This is a genomic window from Cellulomonas hominis (genome assembly GCF_901521055.1).
Lineage (GTDB): Bacteria > Actinomycetota > Actinomycetes > Actinomycetales > Cellulomonadaceae > Cellulomonas > Cellulomonas endometrii.
Genome location: NZ_CABEGA010000071.1, coordinates 1 through 16,832 on the forward strand (window position 1 = coordinate 1; position 16,832 = coordinate 16,832).

Sequence of the window (16,832 nt, forward strand, 5' to 3'; positions counted from 1 at the left end):
AAAAAAGAGGGAAGGAAAAGCGATACAAGAATCAAGTGGTGGCTATAAAGAAAAAGGAAAGAAATAAGTGGAGAAAATTAGTATATTTCCAAGCAGAAGACGACATACGGGATGGCGTAGCGTCTGGTGGGCTCGGAAATGTGTATAAGAGGCAGTCCCTCCCCTGTCCCGGAGTCCCCTCGTCATGGCCAAGGTCCTGACCGCCGGCAGCCCCTGGCGTGTCATCCTCGCGTTCGCCGTCCCCCTGCTGGTGGGCAACGTCGTCCAACAGCTCTACCAGCTCGTCGACGCGGTGGTCGTCGGCCGGCACCTCGGTGTGGGCTCCCTCGCGGCCGTGGGCGCGACCGGCAGCCTGCTGTTCCTGCTGCTCGGCTTCGCGTGGGGCATGACGTCGGGGTTCGCGATCCCGACGGCGCAGGCGTTCGGCGCGCACGACGCCGCGGCGGTCCGCCGGTCGGTCGGTGCGGGCACGATCCTCACCGGCGCCGCGAGCGTGCTGCTCACGGTGGCCGCGCCGCTGCTCGCCGGGCCCGCGCTGGAGCTGCTGCGCACCCCCGAGGAGCTGATGGCGGAGGCGACGACGTTCGCGCAGGTGAGCTTCCTCGGCGCCGGGGCGCTGATGTCCTTCAACTACCTGTCGGCGATCATCCGGGCGATCGGCGACTCCCGCACGCCCCTGCTGTTCCTCACGCTGGCATGCGCGCTGAACGTCGGGCTCGTCGTCCTGCTCGTCGGGCCGGCGGGCCTGGGGGTCGGTGGTGCGGCGCTGGCGACGGTCCTGTCGCAGGCGGTGTCCGTGCTGCTGTGCCTGGACCTGGTGCGGCGTCGCGTCCCGGTGCTGCACGTGCGCCGCGAGGACTGGCGGGGCGCGCGGGCGGAGGTCGCGGAGCACCTGCGGCTCGGCCTGCCGATGGGCTTCCAGGCGTCGATCATCGCGATCGGCGCGCTGGCCGTGCAGGTGCGGCTGAACGAGCTCGGCTCCGACGCCGTCGCGGCCTACACGACGGCGTCGCGGGTGGACGGGCTGGCGGTGGCGCTGCTGCAGTCGCTGGGCCTCGCGGTGTCGATGTTCGTCGCGCAGAACCTGGGCGGCGGCCGGCCGGACCGCATCCGGCGGGGCGTCGTGCAGGCGTCGTGGCTGGCGGTGGCGGGCTCGGTGGTCCTCGGCGCGCTCCTGATCGTCTCGGGCACGACCTTGGTCCGCCTGTTCGTCGGTGCCGGCGAGGACGAGGTGGTGGCGCTGGCGACGCAGTTCCTGCAGGTCAACGCCGCGCTGTACGTGCTGCTGGGCGTGCTGTTCGTCCTGCGCGGCGCGCTGCAGGGCCTCGGGCACACCGGGGTCCCGACGCTGACGGGGGTCGTGGAGCTGGTGATGCGCGTCGGCGCGGCGATCGTGCTGGGCGGGGCGTTCGGGTTCGTCGGGGTGGTGTGGGGCAACCCGCTCGCCTGGGCGGGGGCGGTGGTGCTGCTGGTGCCCGCGTACGTGCGGGCGCACCGGCACCTGGCCGGCCTGCCGGTCGCGCCGATGAGCCGGGTCGAGGCGACGCCGCCCCCGGTGCCGGTCGAGGGTCCGACGGACGGGTCGATGGTCGTCGACGCCGTGGTGCCGCAGCCCCGCGACGGCACGGACGAGCCCGCGCACACCGGCGGGCTCCGCGTCGCCGGTACGCCCGCCGCGCCCTAGGCTGCGGTGCCGTGCGCGAGGTCGTGGAGGGTGTCCGCCTGCTCGGACGCGGATGGGGCTGGTGGCGCCGGCGTCCCGGGGCGATGGCGCGCGGGCTGATCCCGGCGGCGGTGGTCGGGGCGTTCGTGCTCGCCGCGCTGATCACGCTGGTGGTCAACCTGGACGTCGTCGGCGAGGGGCTCACCCCGTTCGCCGACGGCTGGTCGCCGCGCCTCGAGCGCGCCGCCGAGCTCGCGGCCCAGGGGGTGGTGCTCGCCGGCACGCTCGTCCTCGTCGTCGTCACGTTCACGGCCCTCACGCTGGCGGTCGGCGAGCCGTTCTACGACCGCATCTGGCGCGCGGTGGAGCAGGACGTCACCGGCGCGGTGCCGCAGGAGCCGACCGGTTTCTGGCGGGGCGCCGCGGACGGGCTGGCGCTGCTGACGCGGGGCCTCGTGGCGGCCGCCCTCGCGGGCGCGCTGGGCCTCGTCCCGGTCGTCGGCGCGGCGCTCGGCTGGACGGCGGGCGTGGTGCTCACCGGGTGGCTGCTGGCCCACGAGCTGACGTCCCGCGCCCTGCTGGCTCGGGGGATCGACCGGCGGGGGCGCAACGCGCTGCTGCGCGCGCACCGCGGGCGCACGCTCGGCTTCGGCGTCGCCACGCAGCTGTGCTTCCTGGTCCCGGGCGGGGCGGTCGCGACGATGCCGGCCGCCGTCGTGGGCGCGACGCTGCTGGCGCAGTCCGTGGTGCCGGCTCCGAGGGCGGCCACGACGCTCCGGTAGCGTGGCGGGTCCGTCCCGCGAAGGAGCCTGCACCGTGCCCGTCAAGCCGCCCGCCGAGGTCGACCTCACCGCGGACCTGGTGCGGGCGCTGCTCACCGAGCAGCACCCCGATCTCGCGGGGCGGGAGGTGCGGCTGGTCGCGCACGGCTGGGACAACGCCACGTTCCGGCTGGGTGACGACCTCGCGGTGCGGCTCCCCCGTCGCGCGGCGGCCGCCCGTCTCGTCGAGCACGAGCAGCAGTGGCTCCCCCTGCTCGCGCGGCTCTGCCCGGTGCCGGTCCCCGCGCCGGTCCGCGTCGGCGTGCCGAGCGCCACGTTCGCCTGGTCGTGGAGCGTCGTGCCGTGGTTCACCGGGCGGTCCGCGGCCGACGAGCCCGTCGCGGACCGCACCGCCTGGGCACCCGCCCTGGCGTCGGCCCTCGCGGCGCTGCACGTCCCTGCCCCGGCGGGCGCGCCCGTGAACCCGGTCCGCGGCGGCGCGCTCGCCGGCCGGCGTGCCGCGTTCACGGAACGGCTCGCCGCCGGCCACCTCGACCACCTGGTGCCCGACGCACGCTCCCGCGCCACCGCGCTGTGGCACGACGCCCTGGCCGCGCCGGCGTGGCCCGGCCCGGCGGTGTGGGCGCACGGCGACCCGCACCCCGCGAACCTCGTGACGCGCGGCGGCGAGCTGGTGGCGCTGCTGGACTTCGGCGACGTCACCGGTGGCGACCCCGCGTGCGACCTGGCCACCGCCTGGCTCACCTTCGACGCCGACGGGCGGGCCGCGTTCCGGGGCCGCACGGACGCGCTCGCCGACGCGGCCGACGGCGCCCCCGACTCCGGCCGCTGGCGCCGCGCGGCGGGCTGGGCGCTCGTGATGGCGTCGGCGATGGTGACGCACGGCGACGACGACCCCACGATCGCGGCGATCGGCGCCCACGCCGTGCGCGAGCTGCTCGCCTGACCCGCCCGCCGCCCCGCGTGGCGGACCGTGCGACGGCCCGGGCGCATCATGGGCGCATGGCCGAGACCGCGAAGACCGCACCCACCGACGCCGACGTCCACGCCTTCCTCGCCGAGGCGTCGCCCGCGGCCCGCCGCCGGGACGCGGAGACCCTCCTGGAGCTCCTGGAGCGCGTCACGGGCGAGCAGCCCGTGATGTGGGGGCCGTCGATCGTCGGGTTCGGGCGGTACGCGTACCGGTACGGCAGCGGCCGCACCGGCGAGTGGCCGGCCGCCTCGTTCTCGCCGCGCAAGGCCGCGACGACGGTCTACCTGATGGACGGCATCGAGGCGCACGCGGACGACCTGGCCGCGCTGGGCCCGCACACCGTCGGCAAGGGGTGCCTCTACCTCAAGGACCTCGAGCAGGTGGACCTCACGGTGCTCGAGCGGGTGCTGGCCCGCAGCTGGCGGACGCTCACCACGGACCCGCCCGGCAGCGTCACCGCCTGAACGTCGGCCGCGGGTCCGTCGCCAGCACGCCCATGAGCACGGAGTCCGTCCACTCGCCGTCCCACAGCAGCGTGTCCCGCTGCCGCCCCTCGACCACGAACCCCGCCTTCTCGTAGGAGCGCTGCGCCCGCGGGTTGAACGCGAACACGTCGAGGCTCACGCGGTGCAGGCCCACCGTGCCGAACGCGTGGTCGAGCACGGCCGTCATCGCCTCGGTGCCGTACCCGCGCCCCGGCATGCCGGCGGCCAGCGCGATGCGGACGTTCATCGCGGCGTCGTCGGGCTCCAGGTCGTTGAGGACGACCTCCCCGACGTAGCGGCCGTCGTCGGCGAGCGTGATCGCCCAGTCGCCCCGCTCCGGATCGGCGCCGACCCGTGCGAGGTGCGCGGCGACCTGCTCGCGGGTGAACGACGCGCGGGTGCCCGTGAGCCGCATCGACTCGGCGTCCTGGAGCGCCTCCCACGTGTCGTCCAGGTGCTCGGGCCCGAGCGGCACGAGGCGCAGCCGCGGGGTGACGAGCGTGGGCACGGGGGCGAGGGCGTCGGTGTGGATCACGGCCGCGAGGCTAGCGGGCGGTCCCACGCGGCCGCAGCGCATTTCGTCCACGCACGACGGCGCCCCCACCACCGCGGGGGTGGTGGGGGCGCCGGGTCGGTGCGTCAGGCCGCGACGAGCGAGCGGAGCACGTACTGCAGGATGCCGCCGTTGCGGTAGTAGTCCGCCTCGCCGGGGGTGTCGATCCGGACCACGGCGTCGAACTCCACGACGGAGCCGTCGGCCTTGGTCGCGGTGACGTGCACGGTCCGCGGGGTGGTGCCCTCGTTGAGCTCCGTGATGCCCGCGATCGCGAACGTCTCGGTGCCGTCCAGCCCGAGGGAGTCGGCCGACTCGCCGGCGGGGAACTGCAGCGGGAGCACGCCCATGCCGATGAGGTTCGACCGGTGGATCCGCTCGAACGACTCGGTGATGACGGCCTTGACGCCCAGGAGCGCCGTGCCCTTGGCCGCCCAGTCGCGGGACGAGCCGGAGCCGTACTCCTTGCCGCCGAGGATGACCAGCGGGACGCCGGCCTCCGCGTACGCCTGGGCGGCGTCGTAGATCGAGGTCTGCTCGCCGGTCAGGTGGTTGACCGTGAAGCCGCCCTCGACGCCCGGCACGAGCTGGTTGCGCAGCCGGATGTTCGCGAACGTGCCGCGGATCATCACCTCGTGGTTGCCGCGGCGCGAGCCGTAGGAGTTGAAGTCCCGGCGCTCGACGCCGTGCTCCGCGAGGTAGGTCCCGGCCGGGCTGTCCGCCTTGATGGACCCCGCGGGGCTGATGTGGTCGGTCGTGACCGAGTCGCCGAGCTTGGCCAGCACGCGGGCGCCGGTGACGTCCGCGACCGGCGCGGGCTCGGCGCCCATGCCCTCGAAGTACGGGGGCTTGCGCACGTAGGTCGACTCCGGGTCCCAGGCGAACGTGTCGCCCTCGGGCGTCTGCAGGGACCGCCACCGGTCGTCGCCCGCGAAGACGTCGGCGTAGTCGGCCTCGAACATCTGGCGGTCGATGGACGCGTCGATGGTCGCCTGGACCTCCTCCGGCGTCGGCCAGATGTCGGTGAGGAACACCGGCTGCCCGGCGTCGTCGTGCCCGAGCGGCTCGTTCGCGAAGTCGAAGTCCATCGTCCCGGCGAGCGCGTACGCGATGACCAGCGGCGGGGACGCCAGGTAGTTCATCTTCACGTCGGGGTTGATGCGGCCCTCGAAGTTGCGGTTGCCGGACAGCACGGAGACGACCGACAGGTCGTGCTCGTTGACGACCGCCGAGACCTCCTCCGGCAGCGGGCCGGAGTTGCCGATGCAGGTGGCGCAGCCGTACCCGACCAGGTGGAAGCCCAGCTTCTCCAGGTACGGCCACAGGCCGGCCTTCTCGTAGTAGTTCGTGACGACCTGCGACCCGGGGGCCATCGAGGTCTTGACCCACGGCTTGGCCGTCAGGCCGCGCTCGACGGCCTTGCGGGCCAGCAGGGCGGCGGCGAGCATCACCGACGGGTTCGACGTGTTGGTGCAGGACGTGATCGAGGCGATCACGACGGCGCCGTGGTCGAGCTCGGACTGCGTGCCGTCCGCCAGCGTGACCGGGACCCGCTTGTGCGGGCGGTGGCTGCTGTCGCCGCCGGCGACGTGCGCCGGGGCGTCGCTCGCGTCGGCGTGCTCCCCCGCAGCGATCGGGTCGGAGGCGGGGAACGTCTCGTCGACGGACTCGTCCAGGCCCGTGAAGCTGCGGGCGGCGCCCGTGAACGGCGCGGCCTCGTCGGCGTCGACGTAGTCGAGGATCGACGTCGCGAACGACTCCTTGGCCGCGGTCAGCTCGATGCGGTCCTGCGGGCGCTTCGGGCCGGCGATCGACGGGACGACGGTCGACAGGTCGAGCTCGAGGTACTCGGAGTACACCGCGTCGGCCGCGCCCGCCGCCGGGTCGAGCCACATGCCCTGCTCCTTGGCGTACGCCTCGACGAGGGCGAGCTGCTGCTCGGAGCGGCCGGTGAGCCGCAGGTAGTCGATCGTGACCTGGTCGATCGGGAAGATGGCGCAGGTCGAGCCGAACTCGGGGCTCATGTTGCCGATGGTGGCGCGGTTCGCGAGCGGGACCGCCGCGACGCCGTCGCCGTAGAACTCGACGAACTTGCCGACCACGCCGTGCTGGCGCAGCTGCTCGGTGATGGTCAGCACCACGTCGGTCGCGGTCACGCCGGGCGGGATGGAGCCGGTGAGCTTGAAGCCGACGACGCGCGGGATGAGCATCGACACCGGCTGGCCGAGCATGGCGGCCTCGGCCTCGATGCCGCCGACGCCCCAGCCCAGCACGCCCAGGCCGTTGACCATGGTGGTGTGCGAGTCGGTGCCGACGCAGGTGTCGGGGTAGGCGCGGAGCGCGCCGTCGACCTCGCGCGTCATGACGCCCCGGGCCAGGTACTCGATGTTGACCTGGTGCACGATGCCGGTGCCCGGCGGGACGACCTTGAAGTCGTCGAACGCCGTCTGGCCCCACCGCAGGAACTGGTAGCGCTCGTGGTTGCGCTGGTACTCGAGCTCGACGTTGCGCTCGAACGCGTCGCGGCGGCCGGCGACGTCGATCTGCACGGAGTGGTCGATGACCAGCTCGGCCGGGGCGAGCGGGTTGATCCGGGCCGGGTCGCCGCCGAGCTCCGCGACGGCCTCGCGCATGGTGGCCAGGTCGACGACGCAGGGCACGCCGGTGAAGTCCTGCATGATCACGCGGCCGGGCGTGAACTGGATCTCGGTGTCGGGCTGCGCCGCGGGGTCCCAGGCGGCGAGCGCGCGGACGTGGTCGGCGGTGATGTTCGCGCCGTCCTCGGTCCGCAGCAGGTTCTCCGCCAGCACCTTGAGGCTGTACGGCAGCTTCTCGGTCCCGGGGACGGCGTCCAGCCGGAAGATCTCGTAGGTCTCGTCGGCGACCTGCAGCCGGGACTTCGACCCGAAGCTGTCGACGCTGCTCACAGTGGGCTCCTTCGTTGGGCGAGTGCGGCCGCATGGGGGTCGGCCGGGGTGGGGCAAGTATCTTGACGTCAAGATACATCGTACCGCGTCGAGGCCTCGGCGGCGACGCGCGAGGGGGCGCGCGGCACCGTCGCGTGCCGTGACGGGAGGTGCGGCGGGGGGTGCAGCCGGAGGTGCGGCGGGAGGCGGCCGGGGCTACTGCCGGTCGGTCCCCTGCGCGGCGCGGCGCTCCCGCTCCACGGCCTTCTGGTGCTGACGCGGGTCGTAGTCCGGGGTGCCCTGCTTGTGCAGCTCGGCGGACGCGCGGCGGCTGGCCTCGGCCACGCGACGCGTCGCCTCCGCGGCGGACTCGCGGGCGTCACCCTGGTGCGCTGTCGTCATCGTCGACTCCTTCCGGTCCCGGGGCGCCGCGGGCCGGGCGCCCGCCTCCACGCTAGGCCGCGGGACGGTCGCGCGCGAGGGTTCCGCACCGGCGGACCTGCGCGTCTCAGCGCTGGAGGACCGCGACCGCCTCGACGTGGTGCGTCATGGGGAACAGGTCGTACCCCGTGACGTCCGCCAGGGCGTAGCCGTCCTCGGCGAAGTACGCGACGTCCCGGGCCAGGGCGGCGGGGTCGCACGCCACGTACACGACGCGGTCCGGAGCGAGCGCCGACACGGCCCGCACGACGTCCCGGCCCGCACCGACCCGCGGCGGGTCGAGCACGACGGCGTCCGCCCGGCCGCCGAGCCCGCCGAGCACCGCCGCGACGTCGCCCGCGTGCAGCGCCACCTGCGGGCGGTCGTGCGCGTTGCGCCGGGCGTCCTTGACGGCGCGCGCGTCGCCCTCGACAGCGACGACGGAGCCCTGCTCCCCCACCGCGTCCGCGAGCGGCAGCGTGAACAGGCCGGCCCCGGAGTACAGGTCCAGGACGGTGGCGCCGTCGACGTCGCCGAGCGCGCCGAGCACCGCGCCGGTGAGCGTGGCCGGCGCCTCGCGGTGCACCTGCCAGAACCCGGCGGCGGCGACGCGGTACGCCCACTCGCGCTCGCCGACCCGGACGCGCTCGCGCACCGCGGACCGGGCGTTCGGGCGGGGGTCGACCTTGCCGCGGCGCAGGTCGAACGGCTGGTCGTCGACGAGCACGACGGGCTGGTCCCCGTCGGCGGGGGCGACGGCGTCGACCCGGACGCCGCCCGTCCACCGCCGGCCGAGCAGGTCCAGCTCGGCGAGCGCGTCGCTCATCAGCGGCATCCGGTCCACGTGCAGCACGTCGTGCGACCGGAACCGGCGCATGCCGAGGCGGCCCTCGCGGTCCGCGAGGAACGACACGCGCGTCCGCCACCCCAGGCCGCCGCGCTCGTCGTCGCCGGGCAGCGCGTGCACCGGGACGTCGCGGTCGACCTTCGCGAGCCGGTGCAGCTGCTCGCCGAGCACCGCGGACTTCCAGGCGCGCTGCGCGTCGAGCCGCACGTGGGCCAGCTCGCCACCGCCCACGCCGCCGGGGCCGGACTCCGGCCACGGCGACTCGACGCGGTCCGGCGACGCCTCCAGCACCTCGACGGCGTCCGCGCGCCAGAACGACGCCTTCGAGCCGGTGTCGGTCAGCCGCGCGAGCACGCGCTCGCCCGGCAGGGTGTGCCGCACGAACACCACCCGCCCGGGCCCGTCGTCGCCGGCGGTCCGCAGCCGCGCGACGCAGTGACCGCCGTGGGCCACCGGTCCGATCTCCAGCTCCACCACGTCGCCCGCGAACGGCTGCCCGGCCGCCGTGGCCCTCCGCTCAGAGCCCACGGGACGTCGTCCTGCGCACGTGCTCTTCCATTCCGGTCTGACCTTCCGTCGACGCGAGCTGCCACGGCACCGACGCCACGACGACCCCGGGGGTGAACAGCAGCCGGCCCTTGAGCCGCAGGGCGCTCTGGTTGTGGAGCAGCTGCTCCCACCAGTGCCCGACGACGTACTCCGGGATGTAGACGACCACCAGGTCCCGCGGGCTGTCCCGCCGGATCGAGCGGACGTAGGTGATGATCGGCCGCGTGATCTCGCGGAACGGCGAGTCCAGGATGCGCAGCGGCACCGGCAGGTCCATCGCCTCCCACTGGTCGCGCAGGGCCTGCGCCTCCGCGGGGTCGACGCCGACGGTCACGGCCTCGAGCACCTGCGGCCGGGACGCGCGGGCGTAGGCGATCGCGCGCATCGTGGGGCGGTGCAGGTGCGAGACCAGCACGATGGCGTGCACCCGGCTGGGCAGCGCCCGCGCGGACGTGAGGTCCTCGCCCAGCGCGAGCTCGTCGCGCACGGTGTCGTAGTGCCTCCGGATGCCCTGCATGCCGATGAACACGACGATCATCGCGAGGATCGCGATCCAGGCGCCGAGCATGAACTTGGTGATGAGCACGATCACCAGCACCGTCGCGGTCATGCCGAAGCCGACCGCGTTGATGACGCGCGAGCGCACCATCTGCGAGCGGCGGGTCGGGTCCGGCTGGGTGCGCAGCTCGCGCGTCCAGTGCCGGATCATGCCGAGCTGGGACAGCGTGAACGACACGAACACGCCCACGATGTACAGCTGGATCAGCCGCGTGACCTGGGCGTCGAACGCGACGATGAGCGCGATCGCCCCGGCGGCCAGGGCGACGATGCCGTTGGAGAACGCGAGCCGGTCGCCGCGCGTGTGCAGCTGGCGCGGCAGGTAGCCGTCCTTCGCGAGGATCGAGCCGAGCACCGGGAAGCCGTTGAACGCCGTGTTCGCGGCGAGCACGAGGATGAGGCCGGTCACGACCGCCACGGCGTAGAACGCCGGCGGGAACGACGCGAAGATCGTCTGCGCGAGCTGCCCGATCACCGGGTCCTGGACGTAGTCCTCGCCGACGGGGACGCCGTCGCGCAGCAGCTGCGTCGCGGGGTCCTCGACGTAGTGCACGCCCGTGAGGTTCGCGAGCGTGAGGATCGACATGATGAGGAACACCGACAGCGTCCCGAGCAGCAGCAGCGTCGTGGCCGCGTTGCGGGACTTCGGCTTGCGGAACGACGGCACGCCGTTGCTGATGGCCTCGACACCGGTCAGCGCGGCCGACCCGGACGCGAACGCGCGCAGCACGAGGAACGCCCCCGCCGCGCCGGTCAGCCCCTGCTCGAACCCCTCGGACGGCACGATCGTCAGGTCGTGCGTCGCGGCCTGGTGCAGGTTCCCCGTGAGGTACTGCACGAACCCGACCACCGCCACGGACCCCACGGCGATCATGAACAGGTACACCGGGACGGCGAACGCGCGCCCCGACTCCCGGACGCCGCGGAGGTTCGCCAGGGTCAGGAGCACGACCACGACCACCGCGAACGTCGTCTCGTGGCCCCGCAGCGCCGGCACGGCCGAGGCCGCGTACTGCGCCCCCGACGACACCGACACCGCCACGGTGAGCACGTAGTCGACGAGCAGCGCGCTCGCCACGGTGACGCCCGCCCGGGGGCCGAGGTTGACGGTCGCGACCTCGTAGTCACCGCCGCCCGACGGGTACGCGTGCACGTTCTGGCGGTACGAGGCGATGACGGTCGCCATCACCACGACGACGGCCAGGCCGACCCACGGGGAGATCATCGTGGCGCCGACACCGGCCAGCGCGAGGGTCAGCAGCACCTCGTCCGGGGCGTACGCGACGGACGACAGCGCGTCCGACGCGAAGATCGGCAGCGCGATCCGCTTCGGCAGGAGGGTGTGACCGAGGTTCTCGCTCCGGACCGGTCGGCCCAGCAGCAAACGTTTGGCGGCATCTCCGAGGTCCGGCACGAGTGACCATGCTAGGCCCCACGGCGCCCGGGCGTGACCGGGACCTCCTGGGTCCCCGTGGACTGCGCGCTAGGTATAGCGTTCCGCGTTGTGCACTTCGTCATCATGGGCTGCGGCCGCGCCGGGGCCACGCTCGCGCAGTCGCTGGAGAGCGCGGGCCACTCCGTCGCGGTGATCGACCAGAACCCCGACTCGTTCCGCCGCCTGGACCCCGAGTACGCCGGCAGCAAGGTCACCGGGCTCGGGTTCGACCGCGACACGCTGCAGCAGGCCGGCATCGAGGACGCGTTCGGGTTCGCGGCCGTGTCGGACGGCGACAACTCCAACATCCTGGCCGCGCGCGTCGTACGCGAGACGTTCGGCGTCGAGAACGTCGTCGCCCGCATCTACGACCCGCACCGCGCGGAGATCTACCAGCGCCTCGGCATCCCGACGGTGGCGACCGTGCGGTGGACCGCCGACCAGGTGCTCCGCCGCCTGCTGCCGATGGGCGCCACCGGCGAGTTCACCGACGCGTCCGGCCAGATCGTGCTGGCCGAGGTGGACGTGCACGAGGGCTGGGTCGGCCGGCCCCTGCGCGCGATCGAGGACGCCACCGGCGCCCGCGTCGCCTTCGTCACCCGCTACGGCGACGGGGTGCTCCCCGACGCCCAGTCCGTCCTGCAGGAGAACGACATCGTGCACCTGCTCATGCGGCGGGACGAGTCCGCCACCGTCGAGCGCATCGTCACCGCGGCACCGGAGGTCAAGGCATGAGGGTCGTCATCGCCGGGGCGGGGTCCGTCGGCCGGTCCATCGCGCGCGAGCTGCTCGCGAACGACCACGAGGTCACGCTCATCGACCGGCAGCCGTCCGCGATGCGGGTGGCGCAGGTCGCCGACGCCGACTGGCTGCTCGCGGACGCCTGCGAGCTGCCCACCCTCACGCAGGCCCGGACCGACGAGTGCGACGTGGTCGTGGCCGCGACGGGCGACGACAAGGCCAACCTGGTGATCTCGCTGCTCGCGAAGACGGAGTACGGCGTGCCGCGCACCGTCGCCCGGGTGAACAACCCGAAGAACGAGTGGATGTTCGACGAGGCCTGGGGCGTCGACGTCGCGGTGTCCACGCCGCGGATCATGACGGCGATGATCGAGGAGGCCGTCTCGGTCGGCGACCTGGTGCGGATCTTCACGTTCCACCAGTCCGGCGCCGACATCCTGGAGCTCACGCTGCCCGAGGACTCCCCGCTCGCCGGCCGGCTGGTCGGTCAGATCGCGTGGCCCGCCGACACGGTGCTGGCGTGCGTCGTGCGCGACGACCGGCCGTTCTCCCCCAGCCCGGACGACACCCTGGAGGGGCGCGACGAGCTGCTGTTCGTCACGGGGCGCGACGCGTCGGAGCAGGATCTGGCCGCGCTGCTGTCGAGCCGCGTACCAGAATCCAGCTCACCCACAGCACGACCGCGGTGAGCGGGACGCCCATCACGAGCTTCGCGGTCCCGAGCCAGGCGACCTCGCCGGCGTAGTACAGCGGGACCTGCACCAGCAGGCGCAGCGCGAACATCCCGGCCCAGAGCCAGGTCGCGAGCGCGTACCGCCGGCGCAGGGCCGGCTCCTGGCGCCACGCGACGGCCCCGGCCCACGAGCCGGACGACGACATCGGGCCGTCCGGGCGGAACAGCCCGACCACGACGCCGACGAGCGGCCACCTCACGAGCACGGACACCACGAACGCGGCGAGGTACCCGACGTTGGTCAGCAGCCCCCAGGCGAAGTAGTCCTCCGCCCGCCCGGACCGCCAGGCCCAGATCACGCCGATGCCCACGCCGAGCACGCCCGACAGGGCCTGCGTCAGGGGGCTGCGCTGCACGAGGCGCGCGACCACCGCGACCAGGGCGGTCGCCGCCGCCGCGATCAGCGCGGGCGCGAGCCGCTGGCCGCCGGCGACGAACACCACGACGAACACGAGGCCCGGGGCGACGGACTCGACCGCCCCGCGCACCCCGCCGACGGCCTCGGCGAACGAGAACTCCTCGGCGTCGAGCGCCCGCATCCCGCGGGCGGGCACGGCGGCGCCCGGCGCGGGCGTCGGGTCACTCACCGGGGCGCGCGCGCAGCTCGTAGCGGGGGTTGAACATGGACCGCCGGCCCTCGCGGGAGCAGACGAGACCCTCGACCTTCAGGCGACGGCCCGGCTCGATGCCGGCGATCTCCCGGCGGCCCAGCCAGACGAGCTGGACGGTGCCGCTGCCGTCGTACAGCTCGGCCTCCAGCGCGGGCACGCCCTGGCGGGGGCGCAGCACGACGGACCGGATGACGCCCGACACCTTCACGCGGTGCCGGTCCGTGGCGGCGGCGACGGGCGTGCAGCCCGTCGCGCGGACCGCGTCCTCGCGCTCCTCGTCGGCCTCGATCTCCTCCTGGGAGGCGACGGCCTTGCGCAGGCTCTCTCGCAGCGACACGGGGGGTGTCATGTCAGCGGATCTCCGTGATCTCGGGCCCGCGCTTCAGCGGGTCGAAGTCGGCGACGGCGGGCGCCGCGGCAGGCGCCGTCTGGGGGGTGACGCCGTCGGCCTGCCCGGGCAGGCGCAGCGCGAGCAGGTCGCGCGGGGCGCGGGCCTCCGTGCCCCGGACCACGACCGTGCGGCGGAACAGGTCCTCGATCTTCACGGCGGCCTCCTCGTCGACCGCCGCGCGGCCGGTGATGACGCCGCGCAGGAACCAGCGGGGACCGTCGACGCCGACGAACCGCGCGGGGCGGTGGCCGGTGCGGCCCTCGGGGGTGCGGACGGGCAGCCGGGCGAGCAGCTCGCGGCCGAACGGCCCGGGCACGTCGTCCACGGAGCCGCCCTGCTTGCGGACCGACTCGCCGATCTCCTCGCGGATCTCGTCCCAGATGCCGTCGGTCCGCGGGGCGGCGAACGCCTGCATCTGCAGCGTCGAGCCGTCCAGCGTGACACCGACCGCGGTGACGGTCTGCGACTTCTTGTCGATCTCCATCCGGAGCTCCATGCCGTGCACGCCCGGGAGCCGCAGCGCGCCCAGGTCGACGCGCGGGCCCGCGGGGACGTCCTCGGTGGAGTCCCAGGGGCCGCCGGAGCGGTCGGGGACCGGTGCGGCGACCCCGTCGGGCGACGACACCTCCGGCTCGGCCGTGAGGTGGGCAGCCGGCTCGGCGGCCGGCTCTGCCGTCGCGCCGGGGGCCACGTCCACGCCGCCCTCGGTCTCGTCCTGGGCGGTGCGAGCCTTCGCACCGCGCCGGAATAGCGCCACCCTCAGTCCCTTCCCCGGGTCGCCCGCCGCGCGGGCACGTACACGTCCACAGTAGACCGCACGGTGCGGTGCACCTAGCGGGGTTCGCCGGGGGCGGAGGCCCAGCCTCCGCTGGACCCGAAGCCGCCCGCGCCGCGCACCGACTCCGGCAGCTCGTCGGCCTCGACGAACCGCGCCCGCTCGACGCGCTGCACCACGAGCTGCGCCACCCGGTCGCCGCGGCGCAGCACCACCGGCTCGGAGCGGTCCGTGTTGAGCAGCGTGACCGCGATCTCGCCGCGGTAGCCCGCGTCGACCGTCCCTGGCGCGTTCACGATGGTCAGCCCGTGCTTCGCCGCCAGGCCGGAGCGCGGGTGCACGAACGCCGCGTAGCCCTCGGGCAGCGCGATCGCGATGCCGGTGGGCAGGGTCTGCCGCTCCCCCGGGGCGATCGTGGCGTCGACCCGGGTCACCAGGTCGGCGCCCGCGTCCCCCGGGTGCGCGTACACCGGGACGGGCACGCCCTCGTCGAGCCGGCGGAGCTGGATGGTCAGGGTCTCGTCGGTCACGGGCCCCGACCCTACCGCCGCGCGGGTGGGATGCTGGGCACGTGCAGACCACCACCCCCGCGTTCGACGAGCGGCTCTGGCCGTCCCCCACCGGCTGGGTCGCCGTGCCCGCGCTCGCCGCCATGCTCGGCATCGCGCTGTGGCCGGTCGGCACCGCCGCGGGGATCGCCGGCGCGGTCGCCGGGCTCGTCCTGGCCGGCGTGGTGGCGGTCCGGTCCGCGACCCGCGTGCGGGTGCAGGACGGCGAGCTGCACGCCGGGCCGGCGCACATCCCGCTGACGCTCCTGCGCGACCCGCAGCCCCTGGACGCCGACGCCACCCGGCACGCGCTCGGCCCCGGCCTCGACGCCCGCGCGCACCTGTGCCTGCGCGGGTGGGTGCGCACGGCGGTGCGCGTCGAGATCGACGACCCCGCGGACCCGACGCCCTACTGGGTGGTGTCGACGCGGCGCCCCGCGGCCCTGGCGGCCGCGCTGCTGGCGACCGGCGGCACCGACGACGACGCCGGCCGGACCACGGGGGTCCGGCCGGCGTCGTGACGGCTGGTGCGGGCGCGCACGGCGCGCGCCCGGGTGCGGCTCAGGCAGCGCACTCCGAGCAGACGGGCATGCCGTCCTTCTCGTAGGCGAGCTGGCTGCGGTGATGGACCAGGAAGCACTTGGAGCAGGTGAACTCGTCGGCCTGGCGCGGGAGCACCCGGACCGAGAGCTCCTCGCCGGACAGGTCCGCGCCGGGGAGCTCGAACCCTTCAGCGGCTTCGGTCTCGTCCTCGTCCACCACGCCCGAGTTCTTGTCGGAGCGCCGGGCCTGGAGCTCCTGCAGCGAGTCCTCGCTCAGGTCCTCCTCGGTCTTGCGCGGGGCGTCGTAGTCGGTTGCCATGAGGTGTGGTCACGCTCCGTCTGTTCGGTGGATCGGCGTACGCGGGCTCAAGTCACCGGAGGCGATGTTTGTTCCCGTCAGGCGCCCCGGATTGTGCCCTATTTTGGGGCGGGGCGCCACGCCGCGCTCAGTCGTCGGCGTCGGCACCCAGATCCGCCAGCAGCGCGGCCAGCGCCGCGACCGTCTCCGCCGGGCCGACGACCGTCATGTCGGAGCTGGCCGCACGCCCGCGCAGGCCGCTGACCTGCGCACCTGCCTCTCTCGCGATGATCTCGCCCGCCGCGACGTCCCACGGGTTGAGGCCCCGCTCGTAGACCACGTCGAGCGTCCCCTCGGCCACCCGGCACAGGTCCAGGGCGGCCGAGCCGATGCGCCGGATGTCCCGGACCTGGGGCAGCAGCTCCGCCAGCACCCGGCCCTGCGCGCGCCGGCGCTCCGCCCGGTACCCGAACCCCGTCCCGACGAGCGACGTGGCGAGCGACCGCGGCGCGTTCACCGCGAGGCGCTCGCCGTCCCGGTACGCGCCGAGCCCACGGCCCGCCGTGTAGGTGCGGCCGTCCGGGACCGCGTGCACGCAGCCCGCGACGGCCGTCCACCGCTCCGGGTCCGGCTCGCCCGCGACCACGCCGACCGACACCGCGTACGCCGGGACGCCGTACAGGTAGTTCACGGTGCCGTCGATCGGGTCCAGCACCCAGGTCAGGCCCGTCGTCCCCGGCACCCAGCCGTCCTCCTCCCCGAGGACGCCGTCGTCGGGGCGGTGCTCGGCGAGCAGGGCGCGCAGGTGCGCCTCGGAGGCCAGGTCCATGGCGGTGACCGGGTCGACCTCGCTGGACTTCGTCGCGGCGACGGAGACCCGCTCGGGGCGCTGCTCACGGCCCTGCTCTGGCAGCAGGGCGCCCTGTCGGTGCCGACCGAGGTGCTCGCCGTCGTGGTGGTGCTCGGCACGCGGTTGCTGGCGCTGCGGTTCCGCCTGCAGGCGGAACCGCAGCGCCAGCAAC

At 74.4% G+C, this 16,832-nt stretch carries 19 protein-coding genes and 1 pseudogene; 9 read left to right on the forward strand and 11 right to left on the reverse strand.

The features are described 5' to 3' along the window. The 5 genes from KJP73_RS16570 to KJP73_RS16590 all read left to right on the forward strand — a co-directional run. A partial coding sequence (locus KJP73_RS16570; RefSeq protein WP_213283986.1) for a hypothetical protein occupies positions 1-200 on the forward strand: 200 nt, incomplete at its 5' end. Further along, entirely contained in the window at positions 185-1,684 is a 1,500-nt protein-coding gene (locus tag KJP73_RS16575; RefSeq protein ID WP_213283987.1) for an MATE family efflux transporter, read from the forward strand. The genes KJP73_RS16570 and KJP73_RS16575, both read left to right, overlap by 16 nt. A gap of 11 nt (positions 1,685-1,695) precedes the next feature. Next, on the forward strand, positions 1,696-2,445 hold the full coding sequence (locus KJP73_RS16580) for an EI24 domain-containing protein (RefSeq protein ID WP_213283988.1): 750 nt from the start codon (positions 1,696-1,698) through the stop codon (positions 2,443-2,445). Positions 2,446-2,479: 34 nt separating this feature from the next. Continuing rightward, positions 2,480-3,391, forward strand: coding sequence for a phosphotransferase (locus tag KJP73_RS16585; RefSeq protein ID WP_213283989.1), 912 nt, complete (start codon positions 2,480-2,482; stop codon positions 3,389-3,391). Between the two features lie 56 nt (positions 3,392-3,447). Beyond that, entirely contained in the window at positions 3,448-3,882 is a 435-nt protein-coding gene (locus KJP73_RS16590) for a DUF1801 domain-containing protein (protein ID WP_213283990.1), read from the forward strand. On the opposite strand, the gene KJP73_RS16595 is transcribed toward KJP73_RS16590, so the two are convergent. The 5 genes from KJP73_RS16595 to KJP73_RS16615 form a co-directional block, all read right to left on the reverse strand. After that, positions 3,872-4,438, reverse strand: a complete 567-nt coding sequence (locus KJP73_RS16595; protein WP_249669475.1) for a GNAT family N-acetyltransferase — start codon at positions 4,436-4,438, stop codon at positions 3,872-3,874. The two genes, KJP73_RS16590 and KJP73_RS16595, sit on opposite strands and share 11 nt — an antisense overlap. Positions 4,439-4,542: 104 nt before the next feature. Next, positions 4,543-7,383 (reverse strand): aconitate hydratase, encoded by a 2,841-nt coding sequence (locus tag KJP73_RS16600; protein WP_213283992.1) that lies wholly within the window; start codon positions 7,381-7,383, stop codon positions 4,543-4,545. 195 nt (positions 7,384-7,578) lie between these two features. Then, positions 7,579-7,764: a translation initiation factor 2 gene (locus tag KJP73_RS16605; protein ID WP_213283993.1), complete on the reverse strand. Its 186-nt coding sequence runs from the start codon at positions 7,762-7,764 to the stop codon at positions 7,579-7,581. Positions 7,765-7,870: 106 nt separating this feature from the next. Then, on the reverse strand, positions 7,871-9,157 hold the full coding sequence (locus tag KJP73_RS16610; RefSeq protein ID WP_213283994.1) for a class I SAM-dependent RNA methyltransferase: 1,287 nt from the start codon (positions 9,155-9,157) through the stop codon (positions 7,871-7,873). Beyond that, positions 9,147-11,150, reverse strand: coding sequence for an APC family permease (locus KJP73_RS16615; protein WP_213283995.1), 2,004 nt, complete (start codon positions 11,148-11,150; stop codon positions 9,147-9,149). The genes KJP73_RS16610 and KJP73_RS16615 overlap by 11 nt, the downstream gene beginning before the upstream one ends. A gap of 105 nt (positions 11,151-11,255) precedes the next feature. Between KJP73_RS16615 and KJP73_RS16620 the strand changes: the two genes are divergently transcribed. Both KJP73_RS16620 and KJP73_RS16625 read left to right on the forward strand, forming a co-directional pair. Next, positions 11,256-11,906: a potassium channel family protein gene (locus tag KJP73_RS16620; protein WP_213284000.1), complete on the forward strand. Its 651-nt coding sequence runs from the start codon at positions 11,256-11,258 to the stop codon at positions 11,904-11,906. Then, positions 11,903-12,601, forward strand: a complete 699-nt coding sequence (locus KJP73_RS16625) for a potassium channel family protein (protein ID WP_213283996.1) — start codon at positions 11,903-11,905, stop codon at positions 12,599-12,601. The genes KJP73_RS16620 and KJP73_RS16625 overlap by 4 nt, the downstream gene beginning before the upstream one ends. Here the strand turns inward: KJP73_RS16625 and KJP73_RS16630 are convergent. The 4 genes from KJP73_RS16630 to dut form a co-directional block, all read right to left on the reverse strand. Next, on the reverse strand, positions 12,510-13,232 hold the full coding sequence (locus KJP73_RS16630) for a DUF3159 domain-containing protein (RefSeq protein ID WP_349628339.1): 723 nt from the start codon (positions 13,230-13,232) through the stop codon (positions 12,510-12,512). The genes KJP73_RS16625 and KJP73_RS16630 overlap by 92 nt on opposite strands. Then, entirely contained in the window at positions 13,225-13,605 is a 381-nt protein-coding gene (locus KJP73_RS16635) for an OB-fold nucleic acid binding domain-containing protein (protein ID WP_433995179.1), read from the reverse strand. Before KJP73_RS16635 ends, KJP73_RS16630 begins: the two co-directional genes overlap by 8 nt. A 1-nt stretch (position 13,606) precedes the next feature. Further along, positions 13,607-14,404, reverse strand: coding sequence for a DUF3710 domain-containing protein (locus KJP73_RS16640; protein ID WP_213283997.1), 798 nt, complete (start codon positions 14,402-14,404; stop codon positions 13,607-13,609). Between the two features lie 74 nt (positions 14,405-14,478). Next, positions 14,479-14,952 carry a dUTP diphosphatase gene (dut, locus tag KJP73_RS16645; RefSeq protein ID WP_213283998.1) on the reverse strand — a complete coding sequence of 158 codons (474 nt, stop codon included), beginning with the start codon at positions 14,950-14,952 and terminating at the stop codon, positions 14,479-14,481. A gap of 41 nt (positions 14,953-14,993) precedes the next feature. Between dut and KJP73_RS16650 the strand changes: the two genes are divergently transcribed. Then, on the forward strand, positions 14,994-15,491 hold the full coding sequence (locus KJP73_RS16650) for a DUF3093 domain-containing protein (RefSeq protein WP_213283999.1): 498 nt from the start codon (positions 14,994-14,996) through the stop codon (positions 15,489-15,491). Positions 15,492-15,531: 40 nt separating this feature from the next. Here KJP73_RS16650 and KJP73_RS16655 read toward each other — a convergent pair whose 3' ends face one another. Together KJP73_RS16655 and KJP73_RS16660 are read right to left on the reverse strand one after the other, a co-directional pair. Beyond that, positions 15,532-15,831, reverse strand: a complete 300-nt coding sequence (locus KJP73_RS16655; RefSeq protein WP_146835284.1) for a DUF4193 domain-containing protein — start codon at positions 15,829-15,831, stop codon at positions 15,532-15,534. Positions 15,832-15,958: 127 nt separating this feature from the next. Continuing rightward, positions 15,959-16,639, reverse strand: coding sequence for an inositol monophosphatase family protein (locus KJP73_RS16660; protein WP_349628341.1), 681 nt, complete (start codon positions 16,637-16,639; stop codon positions 15,959-15,961). Here KJP73_RS16660 and KJP73_RS19385 point away from each other — a divergent pair. Then, positions 16,616-16,832: pseudogene (locus KJP73_RS19385) on the forward strand (hypothetical protein); the annotation flags it as partial. The gene KJP73_RS16660 and the pseudogene KJP73_RS19385 sit on opposite strands and share 24 nt — an antisense overlap.